Genomic DNA, 15,390 nt, shown 5'->3' on the forward strand with positions numbered 1-15,390 from the left:
AAGTTAGAAGAAAAATACTAGTTTTAAATCTACAAGTAGTAATTAACTACAATTAAACTTCAATAATTAATAACTTCTACCAACAATTGAAAAGTAACAAATGAATCAAATAAAAATATTTTCGCCTGCTACTGTAGCTAACGTATCTTGTGGATTTGATTGTTTAGGTTTTGCTGTAAATGATCTTGGAGATACTATGACATTTACAAAAACAAGCGATAAATCAATAAAAATCACCGATATTCAAGGTGCCGACTTACCATATAATATTCAAAAAAATGCAGCTGGTGCAGTAGTTTTAGCAATGTTAGAAAAACACCCTGTAGATTTTGGGTTAGAGATTATTATACATAAAGGTTTTGCTCCAGGAAGTGGATTAGGCAGTAGCGCTGCTAGTTCAGCCGGTGCTGCTTTTGCTATTAATGAATTATTAGGGAAACCATTCACAGAACTTGAATTAACAAAGTTTGCTATGATTGGCGAAGAAGTGGCTTGTGGATCACCAATAGCAGATAATGTTGCTGCTGCTATACATGGTGGTTTTATCTTGGTTCAACGCTATGATCCTTTGGCAATCATTAAAATTCCGGTACCTAAAGAGTTAATGTTAGTTGCCATACACCCTCAGGTTGAAGTAAAAACAAAAGATGCTCGAGAAGTACTTCCTTCAAAAATTCCTCTAGAAGATGCTGTCACACAATGGGCCAATGTTGGAGGATTAATCAGCGGATTGTATTCTAATGATTATAAAGTAATAGCAGATTCTTTATGTGATGTAATTGTAGAACCCGCAAGAAAACATCTTATACCTCATTTTGATACTGTAAAAAATGCTGCACAAGAAGCTGGCGCATTAAGTGCAGGAATATCTGGTTCTGGACCTACAATCTTTGCCTTATGCAAAGGTGAATCTATAGCTAAAAAAGTTTTCAAAGCTATTGAAGGAGTTTATTCCAATACAAACATTGACTTTACCATGGTCTATTCAAAAATTAATACACAAGGTGTAACTATACTAGAAAAAAACTAACTATGAAGTATTTCAGTTTAAACCAAAAAGCCCCATCTGTTTCATTTCGAGAAGCTGTTGTAAATGGACTAGCTCCAGATAGAGGATTATATTTTCCTGAGCAAATCACTCCTCTACCTGAAGATTTTATTGAAAATATTGATCAATACTCTAATGAAGAAATAGCCTTTAAAGCTATTCAACAATTCATTGGAGATGAAATTCCAGAAGAAACTCTAAAAACCATCGTCGCAGAAACTATAAATTTTGATTTTCCAGTTGTACCTGTAGAAGATAACATTGGAACTTTAGAATTATTTCATGGTCCTACTCTAGCTTTCAAAGATGTAGGTGCACGTTTTATGGCTAGATGTTTAGGGCATTTCAATCAACAAAATCCTAAAAAAGTAACTGTTTTAGTAGCTACTTCAGGAGATACTGGTGGTGCAGTTGCTAATGGATTTCTAGGAGTTAAAGGTGTTGAAGTCGTAATTTTATATCCTAGTGGAAAAGTAAGCGATATTCAAGAAAAGCAATTAACTACTCTTGGACAAAACATTACTGCACTTGAGGTAAATGGTGTTTTCGACGATTGTCAAGATATGGTAAAAACAGCTTTTTTAGATGATGAAATTCAACGTATATTAACTTCTGCAAACTCAATAAATGTTGCACGTTGGTTACCACAAATGTTTTACTATTTCTTTGCTTATAAACAACTGTATAGACAACATAAACATATTGTTTTTTCAGTACCTAGTGGAAATTTTGGAAATATTTGTGCAGGAATGATGGCCCAAAAATTAGGTTTACCAATACACCATTTTATAGCTGCAACCAATGTAAATGATACTGTTCCTAAGTATATGGAAAATGGTACTTATGAAGCTAAAGCCTCTAAAGCTACTATTTCTAATGCTATGGATGTAGGAAATCCAAGTAATTTTATTCGTATTCAACAACTTTTTGATCATAGTTTTGAACATTTAAAGTCTCATTTTTCATCATTTTCTTTCTCAGATGAAGCTACAAAGGATGTTATGAAACGTGTCTATCAAAAATCAAGTTATGTTACAGATCCGCATGGTGCTGTTGGATATTTAGGGCTAGAAACTTATGCTTTAAAAGATGATGAATTTGGAGTCTTTTTAGAAACTGCCCATCCAGTTAAGTTTTTAGATGTAGTTGAAGAAACTTTAGATAAAAAGATTGATATTCCAAAAGATATTGAAGCTATTATACAAAAAGAGAAAAAATCAATTCATATCAGTACATACGAAGAATTAAAATCATTCTTAAACCAGTAAAATAAAAAATCCTAGAACATTTAAGTTCTAGGATTTTTTATATCTATTCTTTACTTATTTATTTTTTAAATAAAGCAGTAATATCTTCTTTAGTTAACAAACGAGAAACTTTCACTTCTTCATTGGTAGAATCTTCCGTTCCTACACTCTGTTGGAATTGTAAATATACAATACCATCATCTCTTGTATATTTTAACCACACAATTTGTCCGTTAGCTTTCATCTTTAATGGATCTCTTGGCACAGTTTCAAATCCTGACATGATTCCATTATATAATTTGTCGATATCATTATCAACATTTTTAAAACTAAAGTTCACGTATTCATGACCAATAGCGTTAATGTTTTTGTAAAAGAAATTGTAATCGCTCTCTCCTACTTTTTCTAAGTATACTAAACTTATTTTTCCAACTACTTCGCTCTGATCCATTTCTACAAATTCAATCTGAGAATACGCAGATCCTGATACGACTAACAATAATAATAAAAAGACTTTTTTCATGTTTCTTCCTTTTTAATTTAGGGGTTTGTACTTAAACTAACTATTCTAATAACGCCTAAAAATATAATTATTATATCAATTTTACTATTTTTATGTCATTAAAATATTATACTCTTACGTATGTATGGTAAAAAAACTAGTATCGTTAGTTATTTTACTAACATTTTGGTAATCAAACCATAACATTTCACCAAGTTGTTTGCAATTTGTATGCCAACTTCAAAATCAGAAAATTACCTTTTCAATTCTAATCAATCAACAATCTTGCATAAATTGTCTGTTTCACTATTTTTGTAACCTATTATATGAACATAAATGTAATGAGCATAGACTTTATCATTTCATATTCACATAGAAAAGTGATTAATATTTATGTAAGTTCCTGAATATATTCATTTTTGAAAATTCAGTAATCAAAAAAGTAAAAACAGATGAAAGTTTGTATCGCTGAGAAACCTAGTGTAGCTAGAGAAATAGCTAGTATTCTAGGAGCTAATGCAAAACATGATGGATATTTTGAAGGTAACGGTTATGCCGTTACCTATACTTTTGGTCATTTATGTACTTTACTAGAACCGAAAGATTACAAACCACACTGGAAAAGCTGGGATTTAAATAATCTACCTATGCTTCCAGATAAATTTAGTACTAAAGTTACTGATGATTCTGGTATACAGAAACAGTTTAATATTATAAAAAACTTATTTCAAAAAGCAGATGTGGTTATCAACTGTGGGGATGCTGGTCAAGAAGGAGAGCTCATACAACGTTGGGTAATTAATCAAGCTGAATATAAAGGAAAAGTACAACGTTTATGGATTTCGTCTCTTACAGAAGAAGCTATTAAAGAAGGTTTTGAAAATTTAAAAGATGACGATGTATACAATAACTTGTATTATGCGGGCTATTCAAGAGCTATAGGAGATTGGTTATTAGGACTAAATGCAACTCGATTATACACAGTTAAATTTGGTGGATATAAACAAGTGCTTTCTATTGGGCGAGTGCAAACGCCAACCTTAGCCATGTTGGTAAATCGCTACCATGAGATTAAAAACTTTAAACCTCAACCTTATTGGGAATTACAAACGACATACAGAGATACTGTTTTTAATTGTGAAGAAGGTCGATTCTTAAAAAAAGAAGAAGGACAAGCCTTTGCAGATAAAGTAAAAGCTTCCGATTTTGAAATTGTTTCTGTTACTAAAAAGAAAGGTAAAGATTATGCTCCTAAACTTTTTGATTTAACTGGACTTCAGGTATACTGCAACAATAAGTTTGGTTTTTCTGCTGATGAAACCTTAAAAATTGTACAGAAACTATATGAAATGAAAGTAGTTACCTATCCAAGGGTTGATACTACTTTTTTACCAAATGATATTTACCCAAAAGTTGCTGGCATTTTAAAACGATTAACCAATTATAGTGAACTTACTGAACCTCTGCTAGGAAAAAAAATAAAGAAAACCACTCGTGTTTTTAATGATAAAAAAGTAACTGATCACCACGCTATTATTCCTACGGGAATTCAAACAAACTTACAATATAATCAGCAACAAGTGTATGATATTATTGTAAGACGATTTATTGCTGTTTTTTATCCTGATAGCGATATCTCAAATACAGCTGTGATCGGAAAAGCTGATGAAGTTTCTTTTAAAACTACTGGTAAAGAAATCTTAACTAAAGGATGGCGTATAGTTTTTGAATATAATGAAGAGCCTAAAAAAATAAACACAGAACAAATTGTATTACCTAGCTTTGAAAAAGGAGAAAAAGGTCCACACGAACCTAGTTTTTTAGAAAAAGAAACCAAACCTCCTAGAAATTATTCTGAAGCTAGTTTACTCAGAGCTATGGAAACCGCAGGAAAACAGGTAGATGATGATGAGATGCGTGAACTGATGAAAGAAAACGGAATTGGACGCCCTTCCACCCGTGCAAGCATTATTGAGACGCTGTTTAAAAGAAAATACATACAACGTCAAAAGAAGTTAATCATTCCCACTCAAACAGGTATAGATTTAATTCAATTAATTGATAACGAGTTATTAAAATCAGCAGAATTAACTGGTCTTTGGGAAAAACGTTTAAAAGAAATAGAACGAGGTGATTATCATGCGAGTACCTTTATCAAACAAATGAAGTTAATGGTAGATCAATTGGTTTATGAAGTTCGTTCTAGCAGGAAAACTGCAAAACTTTCTGCAGAAAATAATAAGACAACTACTACAACCAAAGTAGAAAAGAAAAAAGCTGCTAAAAAAACTGTTGTAGGTAAAACTTGTCCTAAATGTTCACAAGGCACTTTATTAAAAGGTAGCAATGCTTATGGTTGTTCTGCTTATAAAAATGGCTGTAATTTCACCTTACCTTTTAATTATCTGGATAAAAAGATTTCTGAAAATCAACTAATCCGATTACTAGATAAAGGATGTACTACAAACTTAAAAGGCTGGAATACTGAACAAGGAAAAATTGAAGGACTCATTCGTTTTGATGAAAATTTCAAACTTAAATTAGAACCCAAATCTATATCAGATAAAAATCAATCTAAAACACCTAATACTAAAGTTCCTGAAGTAATTACTTGTCCTAAATGCAAAAAAGGAACTGTTTTAAAAGGAAAAACAGCCTACGGATGTTCGGAATTTAAAAATGGTTGTAATTTTATGTTTCCTTTTGCTAAAATAAAAGAACTAGCCAACGGAGAAACACTTACTAAAGAACTTGTTTACAAAATATTGACTTCAAACGGCTAATCTTTCTTATCATCAGCTAATAAATCTAAACTCAAACTATACGAAGGAACATTTATTCCACCACCTGTTGCTCCCTTTAGTTTTTGTAATTCTTTTTTAGTTAACTCTTTAAAAGTATGCTTTTTTTTCATTTTTATTTGGTTTTAAGAATATACTTCTAAAATAAGTTTTTTTATTAACTTTAAGTAATGTTTAAAATTTTTGTCTAAAAAATTAATGAAAAGTATAAATTGAAAAATGAATTATAGATTAACATGAAAAAAATCACTTTCACTTTTATATTTTTTATAAATCTTGTTTGTTACTGTCAAAGTAAAAATCAATATAACAGCTTCACCTCCTCGTCTAATACTTTACTATTGAATTATGATGATTTAGGTCCTCAAATTCTAGCTCATAATTTGATAGGCTTTCAATGGTGGCAATGGAATAATCATGGTAGCTCTGACTCTAATGATAAAACAGAGTATGATATTCGTGTAATTGTATTCAAAAATATTTCTACAGAAATAGTAAAGAAAAAATATCCTGTAGATGAAAAACTCAAATTAGACTTCAGATATATTTCTTATAATGAAACCATTACATACCTTGATAAAATAATTAATGAATATAAAGGAGATTTTAATACGGATCGATATGATGTTGTAAAAAGAAAAATAATCCATCACTTTAATCCAAAAAAATGAATTATATCAAGGTTTTAGAATCTCATTGAAATTACAACCTATTTTTAAGCATACTCAAATTCATTTTCTTTTTGTTATTCCTATCGAATCACTTCAAAACAAAAATTTTCTATAAAAAAAGCTCTTTTACTAAAAATGAATAAAAAATATTACGTAACCAATCGGTTTCATATACATTTGTAACCGATTGGTTACTTAATTATGAGAAGAGATGTATTTCAAGCCATAGCTGACCCTATACGGAGAGAGATTATAGATATTCTCTCAGAATCTGAACTATCAGTAAATACGATAGCTGAAAAATTTGATATTAGTAGACCTGCAATTTCTAAACATTTAAAAATATTAGATGAATGCGGTATTGTTTCTATTACTAAAAGAGGTAGAGAACGCTTTTGTTATGTAAACCATAAAAACTTAATTCCTGCTTTCTTATGGATTGAAAAATTCCATAAACAATGGGAAGAAAGAATTAATTCTTTTGAACACTATGTAAATCAACTTAAAAATAAAAAAGAATCAGAATGAACAACTTAAACAACAGAACTCTTTCACTTGAAAAAATTTTTGACGCCCCAATAGAATTAGTATGGGAAGCTTGGACAAGTTCAGAACACATTGTAAAATGGTGGGCACCTCCTGGTATGGATTTGAACGTTATAGAACACGATTTTAAAGTTGGCGGCAAATGGAAGTATACGATGTTAATGCCTAATAGAGCAGAATTTATATCAGAAGGTATTTATAAGGAAATTATTGAAATGGAAAAGATCGTAACGAGTGCGGATTTTAAACCGATGACAGAAAATGTAGAGTTACATGCATATTTTGAAAAAATTGGTGATCAAACCAAATTTACTTTTAGTGTTATTCATGAAACAGAAGAGTACTGTAAACAACAAGAAAAAATGGGATTCTATAACGGTTGGGGTTCTGCTTTTGAAAGATTACAATTATTGGTATTAGACTTAAAATAAATGGCAAACTATGGTAGAGGAATATTTAAAAAATATAAAAACTCAATTTGAATCGTATAAAGAAGTTGCAGATAAAACTATAGCACAATTAACTGAGGAAGATTTGTACTGGAGGTATAATGAAGAAAGTAATGATATCGCTTGTATAATAATGCATTTATCAGAGAACATGCTATCAAGATGGACTGATTTTTTTGAAAGTGATGGAGAAAAAGAATGGAGAAATCGAGAAAGTGAATTTGCTAATCAAAATTTAAGTTATTCAGAATTAATTGAAAAATGGAATAAAGGATGGGACTGTCTCTTCAATGCTTTAAATTCTCTTAATGAAACCAATTTTAATAAGCCTATTTTGATAAGAAATAAAGAGGTTAAATTAATTGAAACTATTACTCGACAAATCGCTCATTACCCCTATCACATAGGTCAAATTGCTTTTATTGGAAAAATGATCTTGAATGATAAATGGAACTCTCCATCTATACCCAAAGGAAAGTCAGATGAATATATTCGATTAGAATTTGAAAAAAACTCTAAATAATACTATCCACAATCATTAATCTATATACATTATTTTTGTATTCTAATCTTTCAGTATAAATATGAAGTATGATTATATAATTGCAGGCGCAGGATGTGCTGGTTTAAGTTTGGTATATAAACTACTTAAAACACCAGAATTATCTAATAAGAGCATACTCATTGTAGATAAGGATCCTAAAGAAGAAAATGATAGAACTTGGTGTTTTTGGGAAAAAGAAACTGGACCATTTCAAAACACCGTTATACATGAGTGGAATAGACTAACTTTTAAAAATGATAAGTTTACCAATACCTTTGATTTAAAAGGATATACATATAAAATGATTAGAGGAATTGACTTCTATATTCATGTACTACAATTTATTGAACAATTTGATAATGTAATATTTGTTAAAGATGAAATTAAAAGCTTTGATGTAATCGAGAATATAGCTATACTTAAAACTGCTAGTCAAACATTTAAAGCTAACTACATCTTCAATTCTACAGGGTTAATGCAGCCAGAATTATCGTCTAAAAATACTTTATTACAGCATTTTTTAGGTTGGGAAATTAAAACTAATACTCCCTTTTTTAATGAAAAGGAAGCCACTTTAATGGACTTTAGTGTTTCACAACATCATGGTACTACGTTTATGTATGTTCTACCTACTTCCAAGCATACAGCTTTGGTTGAGTATACTCTTTTTACAGGAGAATTAATTCCTAAAGAGGAATATAGAAAAGCTATTAAAGCTTATATTGAAAATGATATCCTACTTAAAGAATATGAGATTTCACATGAAGAATTTGGTATCATTCCAATGTCTTCTCAGCAATTTCCTTTGCACAGTAAACAACAGATTATTCATATTGGTACGGCTGGAGGAAATACAAAAGCTAGTAGTGGATATACTTTTCAGTTTATCCAAAAAAACACAGATTCTATTGTAGAAAAACTATGTAATGATACTGCGCCAATAAAAACATTATCACTTAGAGACAAAATGTTTCAATGGTATGATAGTACTTTAATTGAGGTTATTATTTCTGGACGAATGAGTGGTAAAGAAATTTTTAGTAGGATGTTTAAAAAATTATCCCCTGAGAAAATTCTTAAGTTTCTGGATAATGAAAGTTCAATAACAGAAGATATAAAAATTATGACTAGTTTACCCATTCAAAAATTTTTGCCAGCTGGAATAAAGCAATTATTTCAAACTAGCTCTAAATAAAACAACTTGTCTTATCAAAAAGTAAAAAAGTACAGTTAAAACTAACTGTACTTTTCATTTTTATTTGGATGAAGTGATTTACCTGATTAAGGTGCTACTCTATCTACATCAATTGAATTAGATAAAGCGAAAACTCCTTTGATATCTCCTGCTTTTTTACCCATTTCAAAACCTTCTAACTCTCCTTCGTAACGCATATACCAAATTAAACATTTTCCTACTCCTGCTCCATCAAAGTCTACATTTGCTTCTAAAGCTGCTAATGTTGGTGGCATACCTAAAATAGTTCCCATATCATCAGTAACAATAAATGAACTTTTAGAACCTGTTGGTGACCCTGTGACAGCAATACCTGTTACTTTATCTGGTGTACCATCACCTACTGTGAATGTAAATGGTCCTCCTGTTAAAGTACCTGCAACTGGTTGAGCTACTCTATCAACATCAATTGAATTTGATAATGCAAAAATACCTTTGATATCTCCTGCTTTTTTACCCATTTCAAAACCTTCTAACTCTCCTTCGTATCTAATATACCAGATTAAACATTTTCCTATTCCTGCTCCATCAAAATCTACATTTGCTTCTAAAGCAGCCAATGTTGGTGGCATACCTAAAATCCCTCCCATATCGTCAGTAACAATAAATGAACTTTTAGAGCCTACTGGTGATCCTGTAACAGCAATACCTGACACGTTATCCGGAGTACCATCTCCTGCTACAAATGTAAAAGGACCTCCTGTTAAAGCACCTGCAACTGGCTGTGCTACTCTATCTACAACTATTGAATTTGACAAACTAAATACCCCTTGTATATCACTAGCATTATTTCCTACCTCAAATCCTTGTAATCCATCTTCATAACGGATATACCAGATTAAACATTTTCCAACTCCAGCCCCATCGAAATCATTTCCTTCTAACATTTCTAATGTTCCTGGTTTTCCTAAAATTTTTCCTTGATCATCAGTAACAATATAAGAACTGTTAGTTCCTACCGGTGTTCCATCAATAGTAATTCCGGAAACATTATCTGGTGTACCATCTCCAGCAACAAATGTAAAAGGACCTCCTTTTAATGTTCCTGCAACTGGTCCTCCTTCTCTATTTACAGTAATTGAATTTGATAAATCAAAATTTCCAGATAAATCGTTAGCATTCTTGCCCATTTCTAATCCTACCAATCCATCTTCATATGCAATGTGCCAAATTAAACAAACACCAACACCAGCATCATCAAAATTCACACCTTCTAAAGCCGCAATATCTCCAGGTAATCCTAAAATATTAGCTTTATCATCTGTTACAATAAACTTTGTATTTGCACCTTCAACGCTACCTGTAACTGTAACTCCAGAAACATTATCTGCTTTACCATCAACAAAGAAAGTAAATGGTCCTCCTTCTAATTTTCCTGCATTAGTTACTACTACTTCTTCATCGTCATTACATGATGTAAATACGAAAGCTAAAGCCAAAAGGCTCAAAAAAAGTTTTTTCATGATTTATTAATTTATAAGATTGATACAAATTTATAGTATGGATTTCTTTTAAAATGTAAGCCACATTACATTTAAGCAAATTTTTGAAATAGTCTTATCTGTTTTCTATCAAAATCTATGATATTACTTTGTTTTAATTGATTTAACATTGCATTCAATGTTGGTCTAGATGTTCCTATCAGTGACGCTATATCTTTTTGCGTATATGGATGTTTTATGATATGATCTCCTGTTTGATTACATTCGTATCCATAGTCTTCACATAGTTCATTTAAAAACTCTAATAAACGAGTTTTAGTGTCTTTATACAACAATAATTCTAAACGTCTCTCTAGTTTTTTCATTCGTAAACCAATGAATTTATATATTTTAAAGCTAACAGAAACATTATCTCTCATTAATTCATACATTGTATCCTTAGGAACGGGGCATATGCTTGTAGTATTGTCAATCGATTGGGCAAATTCATTTCTTATATCGATACCTAATAATGCTTTTTCACCAAAAATTTCACCTTTTGTCAGTATCGCTTTTACCACCTCTTCTCCTTCTTCGGTATAATACCCAATCTTTACTTTTCCTTTATCTATTAAATAGATCTTGCTTGCATTATCATTTTTGAAGTATATATAATCGCTTTTTTTATAAATATCAACTTGGTGTGATTCCTGGTAAGCTGGATATTTATGAGGGCATAAAATTTTGAATAGATTAATATCTTCTAAATACCAAAGAGCGCTCATTGTATTTGAATTTAATTTACTACTTCAAATTATGTCTCTGAAAAAAAAGTTTCCTTACAAAAAAAGCTCTGAAAATCAGAGCTTTTTTATGAAATATAAAGTTATAATTAATTTTAATTAGCTTCTATTTACTGTAATTGAGTTAGATAAATCGAAAACTCCTTTAATATCATTTGCATTAGCATCTACTTCTAAACCTTCTAAATCACCTTCATATCTGATATACCAAATTAAACAAACACCAGCCCCAGCGTCGTCAAAATTAACTCCTTCTAAATCTGTCATTGTTGCTGGTAAACCTAAAATTTTACCCATATCATCAGTAATAATAAAAGAACTTTTACTTCCTACTGGTGTACCAGTTACAGTAATTCCAGAAACATTATCTGCAGTTCCATCTACAGTAAAATTAAATGGACCTCCGTTTAATGTACCTGCCATTGGTGGATCTACTCTATTTACAGTAATTGAATCTGATAAGTCAAAAACTCCCATTAAACCACTAGCATTAGCATCTACTGCTAAACCTTGTAATCCATCTTGATAACGGATATACCAAATTAAACACACACCTGTACCTGTACCGTCAAAATCTACACCTTCTAAAGCATCCATGTCTGCTGGCAATCCTAATATTTTACCAGCATTATCAGTTATGATAAATGAACTGTTATCACCTTTAGGATCTCCATCAACAGATATTCCTGATACATTATCTGCCGTTCCATCACCAACAGCAAAAGTAAAAGGCCCTCCTGTTAGCATTCCTGCACTAGGTGGATTTCTATTTACTGTTAATTTATTTGATAAATCATAAATTCCAGTTAAGTCATTTGCGTTATTTCCAACTTCAAGTCCTGAAATACTTGACTCATATGTTACATACCATATATAACATACTCCTTCACCTGCTCCATCAAAATCAACAGCTTCTAAAGCTGCCATATCTCCTGGTAAACCTAAAATTTCACCTGCTGCATCTGTTATAATAAATGTTGACTTCTTACCTACTGTATTACCTGTAACTGTAATACCAGATACATTATCCGCTACTCCATCAATAATAAAATCAAAAGGCCCTCCATTTAACACCCCAGATTCTGGAACAACAACTCGATCATCACTACACCCTGTAAGTATAAACGCAATTGTTAGTAAAATTCCTGTAAATAAATTCTTCATTGTTAATTTGTTTTTATTCAGTTAATTAACTGTTTGTATTAAATATTGTTTAACCTAAATTACAAAAAAAACTCCCAAAAACTGGGAGTTTAAAATATAGTACGTAAAATGGTTAATTTTGTTTAAGCGTTTTGCTTTTTTATTAAATTTAAAGCAGAACCCTCATTATACCACTCTATTTGTCCAGTATTATAGGTATGATTTACTTTGATTTTATCTTTACTACCATCCGCATGAACTATTTCAATTGTTAATGGTTTACCAGGAGCAAACTCATGTAAATCTAAAAAGTTGAATGTATCATCTTCTTGAATTAAATCGTAGTCTGCTTCATTATCAAAAGTTAAACCTAGCATACCTTGCTTTTTTAGGTTTGTTTCATGAATACGAGCAAATGATTTTACAATTACTGCAACTACACCTAAGTGACGTGGTTCCATAGCTGCGTGTTCTCTTGATGATCCTTCTCCATAATTATGATCTCCAATAACTACTGTAGGAATTCCTACCGCTTTATACGCTCTTTGGGTAGCAGGTACTGCATCATACTCTCCTGTAATTTGACTCTTAACAAAATTAGTTTGTTTATTGTAAGCATTTACAGCACCAATTAAACAGTTATTTGAAATATTATCTAAATGTCCACGATAACGCAACCAAGGTCCAGCCATAGATATATGGTCTGTAGTACATTTTCCGAAAGCTTTAATTAATAATTTAGCTCCTTTAATTTCATTTCCTATTGGTGTGAAAGGAGTTAATAACTCTAAACGTTCAGAATTAGGATTTACAACAACTTCAACTCCACTTCCATCTGCAACAGGCTCTAAATATCCATTCTCTTTAACCTCGAAACCTTTTGGTGGCAATTCCCAACCTGTTGGTTCATCTAACATCACTTCTTCTCCATTTTCGTTGATTAATTTATCTGTCATTGGATTGAAATCTAATCTACCTGCGATTGCTATAGCCGCAACTAATTCTGGCGAAGCTACAAATGCGTGTGTATTTGGATTACCGTCAGCTCGTTTTGCAAAGTTTCTATTAAAAGAGTGGACTATACTATTTTTAGGTGCATTTTTAGGATCTTCATAACGAGCCCATTGCCCAATACAAGGTCCACAAGCATTGGTGAAAATTGTAGCATCTAATTTTTCAAACACCTCTAAAATTCCATCTCTATCTGCCGTATAACGAACTTGTTCTGAACCAGGATTAATACCAAACTCAGCTTTTGTTTTCAATCCTTTATCTAAAGCTTGCTGTGCTATAGAAGAGGCGCGAGATAAATCCTCGTATGAAGAATTCGTACAAGAACCAATTAATCCCCACTCGACTTTTAAAGGCCAATCATTTGCATTTGCTTTTTCTGTCATATCACTACCCGCAGCAGTAGATAAATCCGGAGTAAATGGTCCATTTAATAATGGATTTAATTCTGATAAATTAATTTCAATAACTTGATCAAAATACTCTTCAGGATTAGCATATACCTCAGCATCCGCAGTTAGATAGTCTTTAATTTCATTAGCTGCATCAGCAACATCTTCTCTATCTGTAGCTCGCAAATAACGTTCCATAGAACCATCGTAACCAAAAGTTGAAGTTGTAGCTCCAATTTCAGCTCCCATATTACAAATGGTTCCTTTACCTGTACATGACATTGATGTGGCACCAGGTCCAAAATATTCTACAATAGCTCCTGTTCCCCCTTTTACTGTAAGAATTTCTGCTACTTTTAAAATAACATCTTTTGGTGCAGTCCAACCTGATAATTTACCCGTTAGTTTTACACCTATTAATTTTGGAAACTTTAATTCCCAAGGCATCCCTGCCATTACATCTACAGCATCTGCTCCACCAACTCCAATAGCAACCATACCTAATCCTCCTGCATTTACTGTATGAGAATCGGTACCAATCATCATTCCTCCAGGAAATGCATAATTCTCTAAAACTACTTGATGAATAATACCGGCACCTGGCTTCCAAAAACCTATTCCATATTTATTAGATACTGACTCTAAAAAGTTAAAAACTTCGTTACTTATATTTAACGCATTTTGTAAATCAGTACTTGCTCCTTCCTTTGCTTGAATTAAATGATCACAATGTACTGTAGTTGGTACAGCTACCTTAGCTTTTCCTGCTTGCATAAATTGCAATAAAGCCATTTGAGCAGTTGCATCTTGACAAGCCACTCTATCAGGAGCAAAATCTACATAATCTTTACCTCTCTGGTATGCTGTTGTAGGCTTTCCGTCCCATAAATGTGCATATAAGATCTTTTCTGCTAGGGTTAAAGGTTTACCAGTAATTTGGCGGGCTGCATCAACCTTTTCTACCATTTTACTGTAAACTTGTTTTATCATTTCAATATCAAAAGCCATGGTATCTGTTTGTTTTAAATTTATCAACGTAATTTAATAAAAATTATCATGCTAAAATTAGTGAGCTATTTAATTAAATTAGTCCTAAATAGTTTTTTCTTATCGTTAAATGCTATGGATTACATCAAATAAGTATTCCAAATTACCATAATACACTCGTTGTGCATTTAGAAATCAAAACAATCCTAAACTATCAGTTCGAGAAACCATTTAAAATTTTAAAAAAACGGATAAAATGACGTATTACTAACAAAACGACCTATTGATAAGAATTTTTAAAAATCAAGGCAGCAGGGTTGGCTGAAAGATGAAAAACTGTTTGAGCCTTAGCGAGTTCTTTTCATCTGTGGCTGAAGATGCCGTAGTATTTTTAAATTCTTATCATTCCAGTCTTGATTTTTGCTCCTTTGCATCAAGGCAAAGGAGAGGAAATATAGATTATTTTGAATATTTGTTTCAATTCTTAATAAAAAGATGTCAATGATAGTACTTTTATGAAGTACTAACGTAGTAAAAAATGTATCGAGAACTATCCGACTACTTCTCGACACAAAATTATTCTTCATTTAA

At 31.5% G+C, this 15,390-nt stretch carries 14 protein-coding genes; 8 read left to right on the forward strand and 6 right to left on the reverse strand.

The window, feature by feature from the left end; translation table 11 throughout:
* Positions 1-100 precede the first annotated feature (100 nt).
* The gene (locus BVC87_RS12605; protein WP_075342737.1) at positions 101-1,030 is read left to right on the forward strand and encodes a homoserine kinase; all 930 of its coding nucleotides are present in this window, start codon (positions 101-103) and stop codon (positions 1,028-1,030) included.
* Positions 1,031-1,032: 2 nt separating this feature from the next.
* Positions 1,033-2,316, forward strand: a complete 1,284-nt coding sequence (gene thrC / locus BVC87_RS12610; protein WP_075342738.1) for a threonine synthase — start codon at positions 1,033-1,035, stop codon at positions 2,314-2,316.
* 58 nt (positions 2,317-2,374) lie between these two features.
* Here thrC and BVC87_RS12615 read toward each other — a convergent pair whose 3' ends face one another.
* Positions 2,375-2,818 carry a hypothetical protein gene (locus BVC87_RS12615; protein ID WP_075342739.1) on the reverse strand — a complete coding sequence of 148 codons (444 nt, stop codon included), beginning with the start codon at positions 2,816-2,818 and terminating at the stop codon, positions 2,375-2,377.
* A gap of 431 nt (positions 2,819-3,249) precedes the next feature.
* On the opposite strand from BVC87_RS12615, the gene BVC87_RS12620 reads away from it, so the two are divergent.
* On the forward strand, positions 3,250-5,580 hold the full coding sequence (locus BVC87_RS12620) for a DNA topoisomerase 3 (protein WP_075342740.1): 2,331 nt from the start codon (positions 3,250-3,252) through the stop codon (positions 5,578-5,580).
* On the opposite strand, the gene BVC87_RS23860 is transcribed toward BVC87_RS12620, so the two are convergent.
* Complete coding sequence (locus BVC87_RS23860; RefSeq protein ID WP_262509527.1) at positions 5,577-5,711, reverse strand: hypothetical protein; 135 nt, start codon at positions 5,709-5,711, stop codon at positions 5,577-5,579. The genes BVC87_RS12620 and BVC87_RS23860 overlap by 4 nt on opposite strands.
* Before the next feature lie 123 nt (positions 5,712-5,834).
* Between BVC87_RS23860 and BVC87_RS12625 the strand changes: the two genes are divergently transcribed.
* The 5 genes from BVC87_RS12625 (at position 5,835) to BVC87_RS12645 (ending at position 9,003) form a co-directional block, all read left to right on the forward strand.
* Positions 5,835-6,269, forward strand: a complete 435-nt coding sequence (locus BVC87_RS12625) for a hypothetical protein (RefSeq protein ID WP_143569776.1) — start codon at positions 5,835-5,837, stop codon at positions 6,267-6,269.
* 201 nt (positions 6,270-6,470) lie between these two features.
* Positions 6,471-6,797 carry an ArsR/SmtB family transcription factor gene (locus BVC87_RS12630; protein WP_075342742.1) on the forward strand — a complete coding sequence of 109 codons (327 nt, stop codon included), beginning with the start codon at positions 6,471-6,473 and terminating at the stop codon, positions 6,795-6,797.
* The gene (locus BVC87_RS12635) at positions 6,794-7,246 is read left to right on the forward strand and encodes an SRPBCC domain-containing protein (protein ID WP_075342743.1); all 453 of its coding nucleotides are present in this window, start codon (positions 6,794-6,796) and stop codon (positions 7,244-7,246) included. The genes BVC87_RS12630 and BVC87_RS12635 overlap by 4 nt, the downstream gene beginning before the upstream one ends.
* Before the next feature lie 10 nt (positions 7,247-7,256).
* Positions 7,257-7,787, forward strand: coding sequence for a DUF1572 family protein (locus BVC87_RS12640; RefSeq protein ID WP_075342744.1), 531 nt, complete (start codon positions 7,257-7,259; stop codon positions 7,785-7,787).
* 61 nt (positions 7,788-7,848) lie between these two features.
* Positions 7,849-9,003 (forward strand): lycopene cyclase family protein, encoded by a 1,155-nt coding sequence (locus BVC87_RS12645; protein WP_075342745.1) that lies wholly within the window; start codon positions 7,849-7,851, stop codon positions 9,001-9,003.
* Positions 9,004-9,089: 86 nt separating this feature from the next.
* Here the strand turns inward: BVC87_RS12645 and BVC87_RS12650 are convergent, their stop codons facing one another.
* From BVC87_RS12650 to BVC87_RS12665, 4 genes are all read right to left on the reverse strand, one after another.
* Positions 9,090-10,505 (reverse strand): hypothetical protein, encoded by a 1,416-nt coding sequence (locus BVC87_RS12650; protein ID WP_075342746.1) that lies wholly within the window; start codon positions 10,503-10,505, stop codon positions 9,090-9,092.
* 71 nt (positions 10,506-10,576) lie between these two features.
* A complete protein-coding gene (locus tag BVC87_RS12655) occupies positions 10,577-11,248 on the reverse strand; it encodes a Crp/Fnr family transcriptional regulator (protein WP_075342747.1) in 672 nt (223 codons plus the stop codon).
* Between the two features lie 117 nt (positions 11,249-11,365).
* The gene (locus tag BVC87_RS12660; RefSeq protein ID WP_075342748.1) at positions 11,366-12,430 is read right to left on the reverse strand and encodes a hypothetical protein; all 1,065 of its coding nucleotides are present in this window, start codon (positions 12,428-12,430) and stop codon (positions 11,366-11,368) included.
* Between the two features lie 122 nt (positions 12,431-12,552).
* Positions 12,553-14,820: an aconitate hydratase gene (locus BVC87_RS12665; protein WP_075342758.1), complete on the reverse strand. Its 2,268-nt coding sequence runs from the start codon at positions 14,818-14,820 to the stop codon at positions 12,553-12,555.
* Between the last annotated feature and the right edge of the window lie 570 nt (positions 14,821-15,390).

Source organism: Tenacibaculum agarivorans, from assembly GCF_001936575.1.
Classification (GTDB): Bacteria; Bacteroidota; Bacteroidia; order Flavobacteriales; family Flavobacteriaceae; genus Polaribacter; species Polaribacter agarivorans.

What these genes read in the sequence shown, in the direction of transcription:
- BVC87_RS12605 (WP_075342737.1), top strand. Translation starts at nt 101, where the DNA reads ATGAATCAAATAAAAATATTTTCGCCTGCTACTGTAGCTAACGTATCT.
- thrC (WP_075342738.1), top strand. Translation starts at nt 1,033, where the DNA reads ATGAAGTATTTCAGTTTAAACCAAAAAGCCCCATCTGTTTCATTTCGA.
- BVC87_RS12615 (WP_075342739.1), bottom strand. Translation starts at nt 2,818, where the DNA reads ATGAAAAAAGTCTTTTTATTATTATTGTTAGTCGTATCAGGATCTGCG.
- BVC87_RS12620 (WP_075342740.1), top strand. Translation starts at nt 3,250, where the DNA reads ATGAAAGTTTGTATCGCTGAGAAACCTAGTGTAGCTAGAGAAATAGCT.
- BVC87_RS23860 (WP_262509527.1), bottom strand. Translation starts at nt 5,711, where the DNA reads ATGAAAAAAAAGCATACTTTTAAAGAGTTAACTAAAAAAGAATTACAA.
- BVC87_RS12625 (WP_143569776.1), top strand. Translation starts at nt 5,835, where the DNA reads ATGAAAAAAATCACTTTCACTTTTATATTTTTTATAAATCTTGTTTGT.
- BVC87_RS12630 (WP_075342742.1), top strand. Translation starts at nt 6,471, where the DNA reads ATGAGAAGAGATGTATTTCAAGCCATAGCTGACCCTATACGGAGAGAG.
- BVC87_RS12635 (WP_075342743.1), top strand. Translation starts at nt 6,794, where the DNA reads ATGAACAACTTAAACAACAGAACTCTTTCACTTGAAAAAATTTTTGAC.
- BVC87_RS12640 (WP_075342744.1), top strand. Translation starts at nt 7,257, where the DNA reads ATGGTAGAGGAATATTTAAAAAATATAAAAACTCAATTTGAATCGTAT.
- BVC87_RS12645 (WP_075342745.1), top strand. Translation starts at nt 7,849, where the DNA reads ATGAAGTATGATTATATAATTGCAGGCGCAGGATGTGCTGGTTTAAGT.
- BVC87_RS12650 (WP_075342746.1), bottom strand. Translation starts at nt 10,505, where the DNA reads ATGAAAAAACTTTTTTTGAGCCTTTTGGCTTTAGCTTTCGTATTTACA.
- BVC87_RS12655 (WP_075342747.1), bottom strand. Translation starts at nt 11,248, where the DNA reads ATGAGCGCTCTTTGGTATTTAGAAGATATTAATCTATTCAAAATTTTA.
- BVC87_RS12660 (WP_075342748.1), bottom strand. Translation starts at nt 12,430, where the DNA reads ATGAAGAATTTATTTACAGGAATTTTACTAACAATTGCGTTTATACTT.
- BVC87_RS12665 (WP_075342758.1), bottom strand. Translation starts at nt 14,820, where the DNA reads ATGGCTTTTGATATTGAAATGATAAAACAAGTTTACAGTAAAATGGTA.